Consider the following 14,877-nt stretch of genomic DNA (forward strand, 5'->3'; position numbering starts at 1 on the left):
GCCGCGGGATCGATAACGGTCCCCCGCGCGGTCCGGCCGGCACTCTTTTGATCCCCGGGTCCGGCCCCTTCCGAGGTGCGGGATCGATAACGGTCCCCCGCCTGCCCTGCGCGGCACCTTTTTGATCCCGCACCCTTGACACCCGCCGCCCCCTCGCTCACGCCATGTGCGCCGAGCGCCTCGGCACGCGGGACCAGAAACGTGCCTCGGACCGCCATCGGAGGGGCATCTCTGATCCCGCTCGACGGGGACGTCTCCGCCACAGGTCCACGTCGGTTCGGGTTTTCCACAGGAGTCAGACGAGTGAAAGCAGACCGTCGGAGGGCGGGCCCACCACGGACAGCATGGACGCATGCGACACCGGATCCCTCTTCCACCTGACCTCGGCCCTCACTTCGCCGTCCGTGACGCCGCTGCCATCGGGGTCGGGCGGAAGAGGTACTCCAGCCGAGACCTCTCGCGGCCGTTCGCCGGCGTGCGGTCGACGGTGGAGCCCGCCACCTTCGACGATCGAGTCGCCTCCTACCTGCCGCGCCTCCGCCAGGGCCAGGCCTTCGCCGGCCGTACGGCCCTGCGACTGTGGGGCCTTCCCACACCCGTCCGCTGGTCACCCGGCGAGCCCCTCGATGTCGCTGTGCCCACCGGGACATCACCGCCCCGGACGGCCGGTGTCCGGGGGCGCCGTATCGCGCCCGGACGGGCAGATGCGTGGCACATCAACGGAGTGCCGACGGTCGACCCGGTCAGCACACTGTTCCTGTGTGCACGGGAGTTCGCGTCGACGCCGATGGTCGTCGCGCTTGATGCCCTCCTAACGGCGTCCGATGTCTATCCGGGGCTGAGGACGGGCCGGCCTGTGGCAACCGCGGACAGCATCGAACGGCACTTGGTGCGATGGGGACGCTTCCCCGGGTGCGGCCGCATCCGAGAGGCGCTGCCGCTCGCGCGCCCGGGTGTCGAGTCCCCGAAGGAGACGGAGACCCGCCTGCTGCTCGTGAGCCTCGGACTGCCGGAGCCCGCCGTCCAGCACGTCGTCTCCCCGGGCGGACGCTTCCTCGCCAGGGTCGACCTCGCCTATCCGGAATACCGCATCGCCATCGAATACGAAGGCGACGGCCACCGGACGGACCGCGATCAGTGGCGGGCCGATATCCGGCGCCAACGCGACCTCGAAGACCACGGGTGGCTCGTGATCCGGATGACCGAGCTCGATCTGCGCGATGGCGGAACGGTTCTCGCCGCGCGCGTCCGTCGTGCGCTCGACGTTCGACGCCACCTCTGGGGTTGAGGTCCGTGTCACGGGCCGAACGAGAAGGCTTCTCCCCGGGAAGGGGCTGGCCCCGGGCCGCACTGAGGCGTAGCCTCGGCCGCAGAGAGAGGGGTTCGACGATGAGCACCAAGACACTCGCACTGTGGGTCGCCTACGGGACGAACGGTGTGGTGGGGAGCATCCGCCACGATGAGGACGGCTATGTGGTGACCATGGCGGGAGCGGACGCGGCAGCGGGCACCTATCCCAGCCTCGCCTCCGCGAAGGGCGCGCTACATGCCCGCATGCTGCCGGGCAGCGCCTGGCCGCGGTTCCAGGAGCACTGAGCACCCCACTCCACGCGTGCGGGATCGAAAAGGCGCCTCCTGCGACGGGGACAGGCGCGAATCTGACCCCGCAGTGATCGCTACCGCGGGAGCGAGGCGGTATCTCGGCGTGGGTGTGTCCGGACGCTGCCCCGCATGGCCACGAGTACGGGGATCAGACGCGCTCGTCCCGCACAGCCTCAGGTGCCGGGATCAAAAGGGTTCCTCGCCGCGCCCGGAGACGCGCATTCTCGAACCCACGTGGATGATGCGGCGCGATGCGGGATGGAGAACGTGCGCGAGTCGGGTCGGGGACGTGCGTTTTCGATCCCGCACCCGGCATCCCTGCGGGACTCCAGGACTCCGGGACTCCGGGGCTGCGGGACTGCGGGACTGCGGGACGGAATCCGCGCGTTGCCCGCGTCGGGGAGGCGCGAGATGGATCCCGCATGCGCACGGCACACGGGGGCGCGCGACGCACGGGCCGCGGCGAGACTCAGGCCTCGGGTTCGCCGGAGAGGATGCCGCGGAGCCAGTCGCGGGCCTCGATGAAGACCTCGTCCGAGTAGCGGTCGGGGTACTGCACGATCTGCCGATCGGCACGGGGATAGGACCCGAGGAACACCACGCGGGGGCTGAAGCGGCGGATCCCGAGCAGGGCGTCGGCCATCCGCTCGTGCTCGATGTGACCGTCCGCGTCGATCACGAACCGGTACCGGCCGAGCTCGTCGCCGATCGGCCGGGACTCGATGAGCGAGAGGTTGATGCCGCGCGTCGAGAACTGCTCCAGCATCTCGAGGAGCGAACCAGGGTGGTCGTGCGGGAGCTCCACGATCAACGAGGTCTTGTCGGCACCGGTCGGCGCGGGCGAACGCGTGGTCCGCGTGACGAGGACGAACCGGGTCACGGCCGCCGCGTTGTCGCCGATGCCCTCGGCGAGGACGTCCACGTCGTAGTGCTGCACGATACCCGGGGCGGCGATCGCGGCCTGCGCGGGCGAGCTGCCGTCGAGGACACCGATGGCCGAGGCGACGTTGCTCGCCGCCGGCACGTGCGAGTGGGTCGGAAGGTGTTCGCCGAGCCAGCCGTGGCACTGCGCGTAGGCGACAGGGTGCGCGGCGATGACCTCGACCTGGTCGAGAGTGGTGCCGCGCGGTGCGACGAGGACGAAGTTCACCCGCACGAGGTACTCGCCGATGATCCGGAGCCCCGGCAGAGTCGCCAGCGCATCCTGCGTGGTGGACACACCGCCCTCGATGGAGTTCTCGATCGCGATCATGGCCGCGTCGCTGCGTCCTTCGAGCACATCCGCGAGCGCCTCACCCACGTTGTGCACCGGCCGCCAGTCCTGCCCCCTGGCCTCGGCCACCTGGTCGAGCGCCGCCTCCGTGAAGGTTCCGGCTGGTCCGAGATAGCTGTAGGTGCGGCGTGCAGTCACGGCGTTCAGCCTATCCCTCGGTGACTCATCGCAATCCCGCATGTCAAGCCGGATGCGAGCATCCGCCGCACGGGGCAGACTGAGTGCATGAGCAGCCGTGCCGGCCTCCCCGCGGAGGAAAGTGACCTGATCGACGTCGACGAGCTGATCGCCGCCTACTACGACCGCGTGCCGAACCCGGACGTCCCGAGCGAACGGGTCGTGTTCGGCACCAGCGGCCACCGCGGCTCGTCGCTCACCAAGAGCTTCAACGAGAACCACATCCTCGCCACGACCCAGGCGATCGTCGACTACCGTGCGGCGCAGGGCATCACCGGCCCCCTCTTCCTGGGGCGCGACACCCACGCCCTCTCCCTCCCCGCAGAGCGGAGCGCCATCGAGGTCCTGCTCGCGAACGGAGTGGACGTGCGCGTCGACGCCCGGGACTCCTGGGTGCCGACCCCGGCGCTGAGTCACGCGATCCTCACGTACAACCGCGACCGCGCCGCCGACGACCCGGGCCGCGCGGACGGCATCGTCGTGACCCCCTCGCACAACCCGCCCCGCGACGGCGGCTTCAAGTACAACCCGCCCCACGGCGGTCCCGCCGACACGGATGCGACCGGCTGGATCGCCGACCGCGCCAACCAGCTCATCGCGGGCGGCCTGGCCGAGGTGCGCCGCGAGCGCTTCGCCGACGTGGACTGGGACGCCATCACCGGATACGACTTCCGCGACGCCTACGTGCGCGACCTCCCGTCGATCATCGACATCGAGGCGATCCGCCGCGCCGGCGTACGTATCGGCGCGGACCCGCTGGGCGGCGCCTCGGTGGAGTACTGGTCGCTGATCGCCGAGATGCACGACATCGACCTCACGGTCGTCAATCCCGAGGTCGACCCCACGTGGCGCTTCATGACCCTCGACTGGGACGAGAAGATCCGGATGGACCCGTCGTCTCCGTCGGCCATGGCGTCGCTCGTCGCGAAGAAGGGCGACTACGACATCCTCACCGGGAACGACGCGGACGCGGACCGGCACGGCATCGTCACCCCCGACGCCGGGCTCATGAACCCGAACCACTTCCTCGCCGTCGCCATCGACTACCTCTTCTCGCACCGGGAGCACTGGCCGCGCGAGGCGGCGGTCGGCAAGACGCTCGTGTCGTCGATGATCATCGACCGCGTGGCCGAGTCGCTCGGGCGGCGTCTGCTGGAGGTCCCGGTCGGCTTCAAGTGGTTCGTGCCCGGGCTGCTCGACGGTTCCGTGGCGTTCGGCGGCGAGGAGTCGGCGGGGGCCTCGTTCCTGCGGCACGACGGCTCCGTGTGGTCGACCGACAAGGACGGCATCCTCCTCTGCCTGCTCGCGGCGGAGATCCTCGCGGTGACCGGCAAGACCCCGTCGCAGCGCTACGCGGAACTCGAGGACGCCTTCGGTTCGTCCGCCTACCAGCGCGTCGACGCCCCGGCCACCCCTGAGCAGAAGGCGACGCTGGGCAAGCTGACTCCGGAATCGGTGACGGCGACCACCCTCGCCGGCGAGGACATCATCGCGAAGCTCTCACACGCTCCCGGCAACGGTGCGGCGATCGGCGGCCTGAAGGTGCAGACCCCGCACGCGTGGTTCGCCGCGCGGCCGTCCGGCACCGAGGACGTCTACAAGCTCTACGCCGAGAGCCTGCGCGGCCCCGAGCACCTCGCCGAGGTGCAGGCCGAAGCCCGCGCCGTGGTGTCCGCCGCCCTCGGCGACTGACTCCGCCCCCGCGGGATCCGCAGGTGCCGCGGGATCGAAACCGCTCCCCTCGGCCACCGCCGAGGGGAGTCTTCGATCCCGCACCCCGGTGGACACCTCGTGCGGGATCGAGAGTGCGCCTGGCACGCGCCGGAGAGGGACGTAATCGATCCCGCGACCCGGGTCGAGCGAATCCGCCGAGTGCGCGCGTACGTCCCAAGGCCGTGGCGACGAGTCCTTCCGTTGTCGCAGGTCGGCCGCCCGTCTTCCGCCCACCGCTCCCGGTCGCGGGGTCGAAAACGTCCCTGCGAGAGATCGCGGAGGAGCGGTTTCGATCCCGTCCCGCCGGCCACCCCTGTCGCGGGATCGAAAACGTCGCTCCGGAAGACCGCGGAGGAGCGGTTTCGATCCCGTCCCGCCGGCCACCCCTGTCGCGGGATCCAAAACGTCCCTGGGGGCCTTCGCGGAGGGGCGGTTTCGATCCCGGGCGGGGCGGGACGGGGTGGGGTGGGGCGGGGCGGGACGGGGTCAGTCGGCGTCGGTGGAGGAGCCGAGGAGCTCGCGGACGCGGCTGGAGACGCGGTGGAACTCCTCCGTCTCCAGAACGTCGGCGTAGCCGCGGCGGGCCGGGAGGTCGACGCGGTGCTCCTCCAGGATCCGTCCGGGGCGCGGACCCATCACGATGACGCGGCTGGCGAGGTAGACGGCCTCCGCGACCGAGTGGGTCACGAGCAGCACGGTCGTGCCGGTGGCGCTCCAGATCCGGTTGAGCTCGACGTTCATGCGCTCACGCGTAAGGGCGTCGAGGGCACCGAACGGCTCGTCCATGAGCAGCACCCGCGGCTCGTGCAGCAGCGCCCGACACAGCGACACCCGCTGCTGCATGCCGCCGGAGAGCTCGTGCGGCAGCGACTTCTCGAAGCCGGTGAGACCGGTCATCTCGATGAGCTCGTCGGCACGGGCCTGGGCCTTGCGCATGTCCATCCCGCGCATCTCGGCCTGCAGGAGGATGTTGCCGCGAACGCTGCGCCATTCCAGGAGCGCCGCCCGCTGGAACACGTAGCCGATGTCCTGCCGCGGACCCCGGACCTCGTCGCCGCGCAGGCGGATGCTGCCCCGGCTCGGCGCGGTGAGTCCGGCGACGGCCTTCAGGAGGGTCGACTTGCCGCAGCCGGAGGGCCCGGCGATGGAGAGGAACTCCCCCTCCTCGACGCGCAGGTCGACGCCCTCGAGAGCCGTGACCTGGCGCCGCTTGGAGGCGAAGGTGATCGCGAGATCCGAGACCTCGAGCGCCGGAGCGGTGCTCGTGGTCGCGGGTCCGCGCTCCTGCTGAACGTGAGTGTCCATGACGATCGGTCTCACTTCCCGGGGGTGAAGGCGTCGTCGAAGTAGGTGTCCACGTCGCCGTCGCCCGAGATGAGCCCGGCCTCGGACAGCACCTCCAGCGTGGACTCCCAGTCCTCGGTCGCGTTCGCGCCGGGAGCCTCACCCTCGGTGGCGTCGGTGTGGAGCAGCTCGATGGTCTCCTCCCACTGGTGCAGCAGGACCTCCTGCGACGGCATCTGCGGGTCCTTGCCCTCCATCGCGGCCACGGCCGCCTCGGGGTCCTCCTGCGCCGCGGCGAAGGCCTCGGAGGTCGCCGCGACCAGCGCCTCGACGAGCTCGGGGTCGCCCTCGATCGTGTCGGTCGGCGCGATGAGACCGTTGCTGAAGAAGTTCAGGCCGGCGTCAGAGTAGCGCAGGTACTCGACGTCCTTGCCGCTCTTGTCGGCGATGGTCGGACCCTGGTCGTGCGCGAAGCCGATGAGGCCGTCGACCTTGCCCGAGAGCATGGCGGCGATCTTCCCTGCGGCGTCGAGGTTCTGCTGCGTCACATCGCCCTCCTCCAGGCCCACGGCCTCGAGGTACATCGGGAAGGTCGTGGTCGGGGCGTCGCCCGCGGAGACCGCGATGGTCTTGCCCTTGAGGTCTTCGGGGCTGGAGATGCCGGAGTCGGCGAAGACCTGCACGGCCGACGGCGTGGTCTGCAGGAAGACGCCGACGCTCTTGATGCCGACGCCCTTGTCGATGTTCGCGAGGACGGCGGGGGTGTCCGCCCAGCCGAAGTCGACCTGCCCCTGCCCGACGGCCTGCGCGGTCTTCGTCGAGCCCTGGCCGGCCTTGATCGTGAGATCGATGCCGTGCTCCTCGAAGATGCCCTGGTCGACGCCGTAGTAGAACGCCGCGTGCTCCCCGTACGGGTACCAGTTGAGCATGAGGGTGACCGGCGTGAGCTCCCCGCCGTCACCGTCGCCGGAGCTCGCCGGGGTCGTCGATCCTCCGCAGCCGGAGAGGGCGAGCACCGCGGCGGACGCGAGGGCGATCGAGCTGAGGATGGTGCCTGACTTCTTCATCAGTGCCTTCTTTCGTGGGGGCGAGGGGGGTCAGAGTCGGACGGTGGCCGCGGCGACGTCGCGCTTGGAGGCGTGCCACGGGATGAGGAAGCGCTCGGCGATCTGGATGATGCCGAAGAGGATGACGCCGAGCAGCGACATGATGATGAGCGCGGCGAAGAGCATGGCGGTGTCGAGGTTGCCGTTGGCCTGCAGGATCACGTAGCCGAGGCCCTCGTTCGCGCCGACGAACTCGCCGACCACGGCACCGGTGACCGCGAGCGTCGCGGCGACCTTGAGACCGGAGAGGAGCTCGGGCAGCGCCGCGGGCAGCCGCACCTTGAGGAAGGTCTTGAAGCGGCTCGCTCCCATGGTCGACGCGAGCTGGAGGATCTCCGGGTCGACGGTGCGCAGGCCGGCGAGACCCGAGATGACGACCGGGAAGAACGCCATGAGCACGGCCACGAGGATCTTCGGCTCCGCGCCGAACCCGAGCCAGACCACGAACAGCGGAGCGATCGCGATCTTCGGGATGACCTGGGCGAAGAGGATGACCGGGTAGAGCGTCTGCTCCAGGCCCCGCGAGTACACCATGAGCACGGCGACGAGGACCCCGACGACGACCGCGATGACGAAGCCGATCACGGTCTCGTAGGTGGTGACCCAGGTGTTCTGCGCGAGGTAGGCGGCGTTGTCGGTGAAGGCGGCCCAGGTGTCGGCGGGCGACGGGATGATGAAGGCGGGCACCCACCCGAGGCTCGTGGAGACCCACCAGAGGGCGAGCACCGCGAGCACGAAGACGAGCGGGTGCCAGTGACGGCTCCACCAGCGGACGATGCCCGGAGGCTCGGGGCGGTCGGCGGCGATCGCCAGGGTCATGGTCGCGGAGGGGGCAGACGACATGGGGTCCTCGACATCTTCGTGAAGGATTCGGGAAAGCGCATTCCCGTTCGGTGTTGCGAGTCTATGCCGACCGTTCTGCCGTGTCAACGCACCGTGTCGCGCCCGCGCGGATCTCGCGCGTCGGCGCGGCCTCCGGATCGGTCACCGCGACCGGGCCAGCTCCGCGCCTGCGACCCGAAGCCAGCGCGCGGGGTCGGCCACGGCGGCGGCGGACGACCCCGCCAACGCGGTCAGCGACACGGCCCGCGTGAACAGGCCGGCGTCGGCATCGTCCGCGATCCGACCCGCGGCGAGCAGAGGACGCGCCCCCGCCTCGACGGCGAGCGCGGCGAGGAAGGACGGCACCTTCCCGTCACCCGACTGTCCGTCGTACGACCCCTCGCCGGTGATCACGGCCTCGGCGCCACGGACGGCCCCGGCCAGATCGACGAGCGCGGCCACCTCGGCCGCCCCCGGGGCGAGGATCCCGCCCCAGCGCACGAGCGCCGCCCCCGTACCGCCGGCGGCACCCGTGCCGGGGAGCTGCGGATCGACGGGAAGGAGGGCGGCGAGACCGGCGAGCGCGTCGTCGACCCGGGCGATGTCGCCGGGCTCCGTGAGCCCCTTCTGCGGACCGAACACCGCCGCCGCGCCGCGAGACCCGGTGAGCGGATTCGTGACATCGGTCAGCACGCGGACATCCGGCGCGGTGCGCAGCGCGCCGAGATCCGCCGTGGCGATGTCCGCCAGACCCCGGGCTCCCCTCGCGACCGGCCGACCGTCCCCGTTGAGGAAGCGCGCGCCGAGGGCGGCGAGCATGCCGGTGCCGCCGTCGGTCGAGGCGCTGGAGCCGATGCCGAGGATCAGTCGCGAGACGCCGTGATCGAGGGCGGCGGCGATCGCCTGCCCGAAGCCGGTCGTATCGGCATCCCAGGGCCGCAGGCCGTCGAGGAGCTCGATGCCCGAGGTCGAGGCGATGTCGACGACGCCCGTGCCGCCGGGAGCATCGGTCGTGCTCGGCAGGAGCAGCCAGGACGTCTCGACGGGAGCGCCCGCCGGGCCGTCGACGGTGACCGGCATGCGCTGTGCATCCGGTACGGCCGTCGCGAACGCCGCGACGGTCCCCTCCCCGCCGTCGGCCATCGGGCGGAGGACGATGTCCGCCGCCGGCTCGACCTCCCGCCAGCCGTCGGCGAGCGCTGCCGCGGCCTCCGCCGCCGTGATCGTGCCCTTGAAACTGTCCGGAGCGATGACGACGCGGGTCATGCCCGGAGCCCCGGGGTGCTCGCGCGCACGACCACCTCAAGCGGGAGCGTCGGCTGCTGCCAGTCCTCGTCGACGATCGCCCGGAAGGCCTGATACCCGGCATCGCTCAGCGGCACGCAGACCGTGGTGAGGGCCGGTGTCACATCGCGACTCGAGGGCACGTCGTCGAAACCGCAGACGGCGATGTCCACGCCGACCTCCCGGCCCGCCGCGCGGATGGCCGCCATCGCCCCGATGGCCACCACGTCGCTGATGCCGAACACGACGGTACCCTCGGGGACTCCGGCTGCCAGGGCGTCGGCCATCGCCGTCGCCCCCGACTCGCGGCGGAAGTCTCCGCGGACGGTCTGCGCGACCTCGCCGCCGCCCTCCGCGAATCCGGCGCGGAAGCCCGCCAGCCGGTCGTCCGAGGTGCGCACGCCCTCCGCCGCCCCGACGAGCACTGCCGAGCGATACCCGAGTTCCGCCATCCGACGGCCGAGCGCGGCGGCCCCGGCCCGGTTGTCGATCTCCACCCGGCGGTCGCCGTCGCCGTCCGCGCCGAAGGCGACGACACGGCCCCCGAGGCGGGTGAACTCGGCGAGCTCGCGGGCGGTCTCCGCCTGCCCCTCCTCCTGCGTGCGCGAGGCGGCGAGGATGAGCCCCTGCGGTCGCTGCCCGCGCAGCGCACGGACGATCCGCGCCTCCCGCGCCGGGTCGCGCTCGGTGATGGCCACGGTCACGACGAGACCCTGCTCGTCGGCACCCCGCGCGACGCCCGATGCGATGAGTCCGAAGTAGGGGTCGGCGATGTCCGCGACGAGGAGCGCGATCACCGGCGAGCGTCCGCGGGCGGTCGCCTGCGCGGAGACGTTGGCGGTGTAGCCGAGGGCCTCGGCGGCGGCCTCCACGCGTTCCCGGAAGGGCGCCGCGACCTTGCGCTCGGAACCGTTCAGCACGCGAGAGGCGGTCGCCAGCGAGACCCCGGCCTCGAGCGCGACGTCATGCAGCGTGGGCGCCGGTCCCCGGGCGTGACGGGGGCGACGCGCGGCCGGCGGCTCTGCCGGTGTGGCGGACGGGGTCATGCTCCGAGCCTACCGACGAGGACGGATCCGCTTCGAGGGACGCTCACGGCCGCCGTCCGAGGAAACCGAGCAGGGCGGCGGCCTCACCGGCGAGGAGCTCGGGGGCGTCGTCGGGCACGAACTCCAACAGGGCGTCACGCGGCGGGTGCGGGGTGGCGGCCGCTTCCGCGAAGAACCGTGTCCAGAGCGCGGACCTCGAGCGCAGCGGGTGCCGTTCGGTGCGCGGCCACCAGGAGAAGACATGAGCGGCGGAGACATGGGGGCTGAGCCGACGGAACTCCTCGAGCACCGCGGGGACGGCGGCGCCGACCGTGGGCTGCCAGTACGTCGACAGCATCGGGTGGTCGACCTCGTGCAGGAGCGCGAGGGTGGCCGGGGCGGTGTCGGCGAGCGTGCCGCCGTGGAACTCCAGGGCGAGCCCGATGCCGCGGGCAGCCGCCTCGACCGCCGCCGCGCGGAGCCGCGTCACGACGCGGGCACGCTCCTGCGCGGACACCTCCGCCGAGCCGTGACTCCCTGCCCACACCCGCACGCGGTCGGCTCCGAGGGCCGCGGCACTGTCGAGGACCGCGGTCAGCGACTCCTCCGATCCGGCGCGGAAGTACGACCCGTAGGACGCGACGGCGAGCCCGGCATCCGTGGTCATCCGCGCGACCTCCGCCGCGCGGCCGACCTCCCCCGGTGGCACATGCACGTCCCCGCCCCACTCGATCACGTCGAGACCCGCGGCGGCCGCGAGCGCGACGATCCTCTCCGGCGGCAGGGCACGGAACGTCACCGAGCACAGTCCCGCACGGATCCCCGTCATCCCGTCATCCTCTCAGTCCTCCCGATCTCCTTGGTCGGACGTCCCGGCCCGTTGACCCCCGGGCTCCTCGGTCGGACGTCCCGGCCCGTTCCGTTCCCCGTCCTCGAGTCCCACCTGCACGACCCCGTCCCGCCTGCACGACCGAAACCTAGGTCTGATCGTGCCCACGGACCCGGGTCGTGCAGGTGTCCCTCGTCGACCGACACACGACGACCGACACACGACGACGGGACTGGGACGATGGGACTGGGTCGGATACACGACCCGGGCACGTCGGGACGACCGACACCCGGGGACGGGCCGTGCATCCGGGAACGGCCCGTGCATCCGGGAACGGGTCGTGCATCCGGGACCACGCCGGGACTAAGGAGGGGCCGGAGACCGAGGGACCGGGACCAAGGAGGGACCGGGGATGGGGGTCACCGGGGCTCACAAGTGGGGGGCGACCGCCGTCGCGAAGGCCTCGGCCGTGCGCCGGACCACACGGGCCGGGTCGTCGGCCCAGACGTCGGCATGGAAGATCTCCACCTCGATGTCGCGGTCGTAGCCGGTGTCCTGCACCGCCCGCGTGAGGGTGCCGAAGTCGATCACTCCGTCCCCCGGATAGTGCCGGGAGAGCAGGGGGTCTGCGGCGAGGGGGGTCTTCCAGTCGCACACCTGATACGTGGCGATGCGGCCCTCCCGTCCGGCCCTGGCGATCTGGTCGAGCACCTGCGGATCCCACCAGATGTGGAACGTGTCGACCGCGGCACCGACCACGGCAGAGTCGAAGTCCGCGGCGATGTCGAGCGCCTGACCGAGGGTGGAGACCACGGCACGGTCGGAGGCGTACATCGGATGCAGCGGCTCGATCGCAAGGGTGACCCCGGCGGCGCGAGCGTCGTCCGCGAGGGCGCCGATGGCGTCGCGGACACGCTCACGCGCCCCGACGAGGTCACGCGACCCCTCGGGCAGACCGCCGGCGACGAGGACGAGCACCGCGGTCGAGCCCTCCGCACCGGCTGCCGCGAGGGTGGCCGTTTCCTCGATCGCTCGGCGGTTGTCGTCGAGCGCGGCGTCACGCTCCGGACCGGCCGGAAGCGTGAAGAAGCCCCCGCGGCAGTGCGTCGTGAAGCGCAGGCCGGAGTCGGTCAGCATGCGGGCGGCGACATCGAGTCCCACCGCCTGCACGGGCTCCCGCCACAGGCCGATGGCCTCGACCCCCGCCGCCGCCGTGACGCGCAGGGCCGTGGCGAGGTCCGCGTGCTTCACGGTGGCCTGGTTGATCGAGAGCCGCGGATGCGGCACGGTCCCGACGCCGGGTGTCCGGGACTCGCGCTCCGCCGCCAGGCTCCGGGGGGCGGTCATGCGTCCACCCCGTTCAGCCGGAGCAGGCCGTGCCATCGCTCCCGGGCGAGCTCCGGCCGCTCCAGGGCGAGCGCCCCGTTCGCCAGCTCGACGATGCGGCTGAGGTGCGGCAGGCTCCGCGCGGAATGCAGCCCCCCGACCATCTGGAACGCGGGCTGATGGCCGTTGAGCCAGGACAGGAAGGCGACCCCGGTCTTGTAGTAGTAGGTCGGTGCCGCGAACACCTGCCGACTCAACTCCTCCGTCGGGCCGAGGAGGTCGAGGTACCGCTCCGGGTCGTTCGCGTCGAGGGCCTGGATCGCGGCGGAGGCCACCGGGGCGAGCGCGGCGAACGCGCCGAGCAGCGCATCCGAGTGGCCGCGCGACGCGGACCCCTCGGGCGCGGCAGCCCCGGTCAGGCTGTCCCCGCCGATGAGGCCGACGTAGTGGAAGTCGTCGCCGGTGAACATGCGCACGCCCTCCGGCAGCCGCTCGCGCACCCACACCTCGGAGTCCGCGTCGAGCAGGCTCATCTTCACCCCGGCGACAGCGGCGCGGTTCTCGCCGATGATGTCGAGCAGCATCCCGGCGGCCTCCTGCCACGCGGGACCACCGCTCCCGGCGGGCGACGAGGGCGCGAAGTAGCCCGCGAGCTCCGGGTCGAACGCGGTGCCGAGCCAGTGCAGCACGACGGGGACCGACGCGCGGGAGAGCACCTCGCGGTAGACGCGGCGATAGTCGTCGGCGGTCTCCGCGACCCGAGCCAGGTGGCGCGAGGCCATGAGCACCGGCCCCGCCCCCTGCTCCCCGGCGAAGTGCAGCTGCTCGAGATAGGCGGCGATCACCTGATCGAGCGGGATGCGCTCCTCGTCGACATGATCGGTGTTGACCCCGACCACGACCGTGCCGCCCTCCTCGCGGGCGACCTCGGCGCTGCGGGCGATGAGCTCGCGCACCGCCGCCGCATCCAGCCCCATGTTGCGCTGCGCGGTGTCCATCGCGTCGGCGACGCCGAGACCCCACGAGTACACGTTGCGGCGGAACGCGAGGGTCGCATCCCAGTCGATGTCGGCCGGCTGCCCCGGGGTGTTGTCCGCGTGGACCTTCGGGACGACGTGCGCGGCGGCGTAGGCCACCCGGCTGCGGAGCGGGCCCTCCGGCCGCGTGACACCGGCGACCTCGCGGAGCTCCGTGTCGGCGGTGCGGCCGTCGGCGGCGAGCAGGCGGAGGGTGGTCATGCCTCGTCCAGGGTCAGGGGCTCGAGCACGATCTTGCGTCCCTCGGCGCTGGACGCGAGTCCGGCCTCGGCGAACTGGACCCCGCGCGCGCCGGCGAGCAGGTCGAACGGGTAGTCCGTCCCGAGGGCGAACGAGGTGAGGTATTCCTCCCACTGCTGCCGGAAGCCGTTCTGGAACACGTCGTTCGTCGGCACCTGCTGCCAGTCGGCGTCGTAGTCGTGGCTGTCCTCCAGGTCGGGGTTCCACACGGGCTTGGGCGTGGCGTTGCGGGGCTGGATCTTCGCACCGAACAGTCCGACGACCGCGGAGCCGTGCGTGCCGTCGACCTGGAACTCCACGAGCTCGTCGCGGTTCACCCGCACCGTCCACGAGGAGTTGATCTCGGCGATCGCCCCGCCGTCGAGCTCGAAGATGCCGTAGGCGGCGTCCTCGGCCGTGGCCGTATAGTGCTCGCCCTTCTCGTCCCAGCGGTCGGCGATGTGCACCGCGGCCTGCGCGTAGACGCTCTTGACCTCGCCGAACAGGTTCTCCAGGACGTAGTTCCAGTGCGGGAACATGTCGGTGATGATGCCGCCGCCGTCCTCGGTGCGGTAGTTCCAGCTCGGACGCTGCGCGGGCTGCCAGTCGCCCTCGAACACCCAGTAGCCGAACTCGCCGCGGACGGAGAGGATGCGGCCGAAGAAGCCCGAGTCGATGAGGCGCTTGAGCTTCTGCAGCCCCGGGAGGTAGAGCTTGTCGTGGACGACGCCGGTCTTCACACCGGCGTCGCGGGCGAGGCGGGCGAGCTCCAGAGCCTCGTCGAGCGACTCGGCCGTGGGCTTCTCGGTGTAGATCGCCTTGCCGGCGGCGATGGCCTTCCGGATCGCGGATGCCCGGGCCTTCGTGACGAGGAAGTCGGCGTAGATCTCCCACTGCGGGTCGGCGAGGGCCGCGTCCAGATCGGTCGTCCAGTCCTCGATGCCGTGCTTCGCCGCCAGTTCGGCCAGCTTGGCCTCGCTGCGTCCGACGAGGATCGGCCGCACGGTCACGCGGCTGCCGTCGGGGAGCTCGATCCCGCCGTCGTCACGGATCGCGAGGATCGACCGCACCAGGTGCTGCCGGTATCCCATGCGCCCGGAGACGCCGTTCATGATGATCCCGATCTCGCGGGTGGGGGCCTGTGCCATCTCGGTCCGTTCCTCTCGGTGGAAGCTGTCGG

13 protein-coding genes are annotated in these 14,877 nt (G+C 71.7%); 3 read left to right on the forward strand and 10 right to left on the reverse strand.

Annotation, left to right across the window (positions count from 1 at the left end; all coding sequences use genetic code 11):
- Window positions 1-352 precede the first annotated feature (352 nt).
- Both AC3B5L_RS14985 and AC3B5L_RS14990 read left to right on the forward strand, forming a co-directional pair.
- The gene (locus AC3B5L_RS14985) at window positions 353-1,288 is read left to right on the forward strand and encodes an endonuclease domain-containing protein (RefSeq protein ID WP_259953406.1); all 936 of its coding nucleotides are present in this window, start codon (window positions 353-355) and stop codon (window positions 1,286-1,288) included.
- A gap of 101 nt (window positions 1,289-1,389) precedes the next feature.
- Entirely contained in the window at window positions 1,390-1,596 is a 207-nt protein-coding gene (locus AC3B5L_RS14990; RefSeq protein ID WP_101848254.1) for a methyltransferase, read from the forward strand.
- A 475-nt stretch (window positions 1,597-2,071) separates the two neighbouring features.
- Here the strand turns inward: AC3B5L_RS14990 and pheA are convergent, their stop codons facing one another.
- A complete protein-coding gene (gene pheA / locus AC3B5L_RS14995) occupies window positions 2,072-3,055 on the reverse strand; it encodes a prephenate dehydratase (protein ID WP_259953402.1) in 984 nt (327 codons plus the stop codon).
- A gap of 45 nt (window positions 3,056-3,100) precedes the next feature.
- Here pheA and pgm point away from each other — a divergent pair, with 45 nt between their 5' ends.
- Window positions 3,101-4,744 carry a phosphoglucomutase (alpha-D-glucose-1,6-bisphosphate-dependent) gene (gene pgm, locus AC3B5L_RS15000; RefSeq protein WP_187662450.1) on the forward strand — a complete coding sequence of 548 codons (1,644 nt, stop codon included), beginning with the start codon at window positions 3,101-3,103 and terminating at the stop codon, window positions 4,742-4,744.
- Between the two features lie 507 nt (window positions 4,745-5,251).
- Here the strand turns inward: pgm and AC3B5L_RS15005 are convergent.
- From AC3B5L_RS15005 to AC3B5L_RS15045, 9 genes are all read right to left on the reverse strand, one after another.
- Window positions 5,252-6,070, reverse strand: coding sequence for an ABC transporter ATP-binding protein (locus AC3B5L_RS15005; RefSeq protein ID WP_101848251.1), 819 nt, complete (start codon window positions 6,068-6,070; stop codon window positions 5,252-5,254).
- 11 nt (window positions 6,071-6,081) lie between these two features.
- Window positions 6,082-7,116 (reverse strand): ABC transporter substrate-binding protein, encoded by a 1,035-nt coding sequence (locus tag AC3B5L_RS15010; protein WP_259953398.1) that lies wholly within the window; start codon window positions 7,114-7,116, stop codon window positions 6,082-6,084.
- Between the two features lie 30 nt (window positions 7,117-7,146).
- Window positions 7,147-7,998 carry an ABC transporter permease gene (locus tag AC3B5L_RS15015; protein ID WP_085605959.1) on the reverse strand — a complete coding sequence of 284 codons (852 nt, stop codon included), beginning with the start codon at window positions 7,996-7,998 and terminating at the stop codon, window positions 7,147-7,149.
- A 141-nt stretch (window positions 7,999-8,139) separates the two neighbouring features.
- Window positions 8,140-9,243, reverse strand: a complete 1,104-nt coding sequence (locus AC3B5L_RS15020) for a glycerate kinase (protein WP_259953392.1) — start codon at window positions 9,241-9,243, stop codon at window positions 8,140-8,142.
- A complete protein-coding gene (locus AC3B5L_RS15025) occupies window positions 9,240-10,307 on the reverse strand; it encodes a LacI family DNA-binding transcriptional regulator (RefSeq protein ID WP_259953390.1) in 1,068 nt (355 codons plus the stop codon). The genes AC3B5L_RS15020 and AC3B5L_RS15025 overlap by 4 nt, the downstream gene beginning before the upstream one ends.
- Before the next feature lie 43 nt (window positions 10,308-10,350).
- The gene (locus tag AC3B5L_RS15030) at window positions 10,351-11,115 is read right to left on the reverse strand and encodes a sugar phosphate isomerase/epimerase family protein (RefSeq protein WP_259953388.1); all 765 of its coding nucleotides are present in this window, start codon (window positions 11,113-11,115) and stop codon (window positions 10,351-10,353) included.
- A gap of 429 nt (window positions 11,116-11,544) precedes the next feature.
- A complete protein-coding gene (locus tag AC3B5L_RS15035) occupies window positions 11,545-12,462 on the reverse strand; it encodes a sugar phosphate isomerase/epimerase family protein (RefSeq protein ID WP_259953386.1) in 918 nt (305 codons plus the stop codon).
- Window positions 12,459-13,679 (reverse strand): DUF993 family protein, encoded by a 1,221-nt coding sequence (locus tag AC3B5L_RS15040; protein ID WP_490095932.1) that lies wholly within the window; start codon window positions 13,677-13,679, stop codon window positions 12,459-12,461. The genes AC3B5L_RS15035 and AC3B5L_RS15040 overlap by 4 nt, the downstream gene beginning before the upstream one ends.
- A complete protein-coding gene (locus AC3B5L_RS15045) occupies window positions 13,676-14,845 on the reverse strand; it encodes a Gfo/Idh/MocA family protein (RefSeq protein WP_187662457.1) in 1,170 nt (389 codons plus the stop codon). The genes AC3B5L_RS15040 and AC3B5L_RS15045 overlap by 4 nt, the downstream gene beginning before the upstream one ends.
- Between the last annotated feature and the right edge of the window lie 32 nt (window positions 14,846-14,877).

The sequence above is a fragment of the Microbacterium sp. C-MGS6 genome, from assembly GCF_058140415.1.

Bases quoted from the DNA above. Each gene is read 5' to 3' on its own strand.
- AC3B5L_RS14985 (WP_259953406.1), top strand. From the start codon at position 353: ATGCGACACCGGATCCCTCTTCCACCTGACCTCGGCCCTCACTTCGCC.
- AC3B5L_RS14990 (WP_101848254.1), top strand. From the start codon at position 1,390: ATGAGCACCAAGACACTCGCACTGTGGGTCGCCTACGGGACGAACGGT.
- pheA (WP_259953402.1), bottom strand. From the start codon at position 3,055: ATGCGGGATTGCGATGAGTCACCGAGGGATAGGCTGAACGCCGTGACT.
- pgm (WP_187662450.1), top strand. From the start codon at position 3,101: ATGAGCAGCCGTGCCGGCCTCCCCGCGGAGGAAAGTGACCTGATCGAC.
- AC3B5L_RS15005 (WP_101848251.1), bottom strand. From the start codon at position 6,070: ATGGACACTCACGTTCAGCAGGAGCGCGGACCCGCGACCACGAGCACC.
- AC3B5L_RS15010 (WP_259953398.1), bottom strand. From the start codon at position 7,116: ATGAAGAAGTCAGGCACCATCCTCAGCTCGATCGCCCTCGCGTCCGCC.
- AC3B5L_RS15015 (WP_085605959.1), bottom strand. From the start codon at position 7,998: ATGTCGTCTGCCCCCTCCGCGACCATGACCCTGGCGATCGCCGCCGAC.
- AC3B5L_RS15020 (WP_259953392.1), bottom strand. From the start codon at position 9,243: ATGACCCGCGTCGTCATCGCTCCGGACAGTTTCAAGGGCACGATCACG.
- AC3B5L_RS15025 (WP_259953390.1), bottom strand. From the start codon at position 10,307: ATGACCCCGTCCGCCACACCGGCAGAGCCGCCGGCCGCGCGTCGCCCC.
- AC3B5L_RS15030 (WP_259953388.1), bottom strand. From the start codon at position 11,115: ATGACGGGGATCCGTGCGGGACTGTGCTCGGTGACGTTCCGTGCCCTG.
- AC3B5L_RS15035 (WP_259953386.1), bottom strand. From the start codon at position 12,462: ATGACCGCCCCCCGGAGCCTGGCGGCGGAGCGCGAGTCCCGGACACCC.
- AC3B5L_RS15040 (WP_490095932.1), bottom strand. From the start codon at position 13,679: ATGACCACCCTCCGCCTGCTCGCCGCCGACGGCCGCACCGCCGACACG.
- AC3B5L_RS15045 (WP_187662457.1), bottom strand. From the start codon at position 14,845: ATGGCACAGGCCCCCACCCGCGAGATCGGGATCATCATGAACGGCGTC.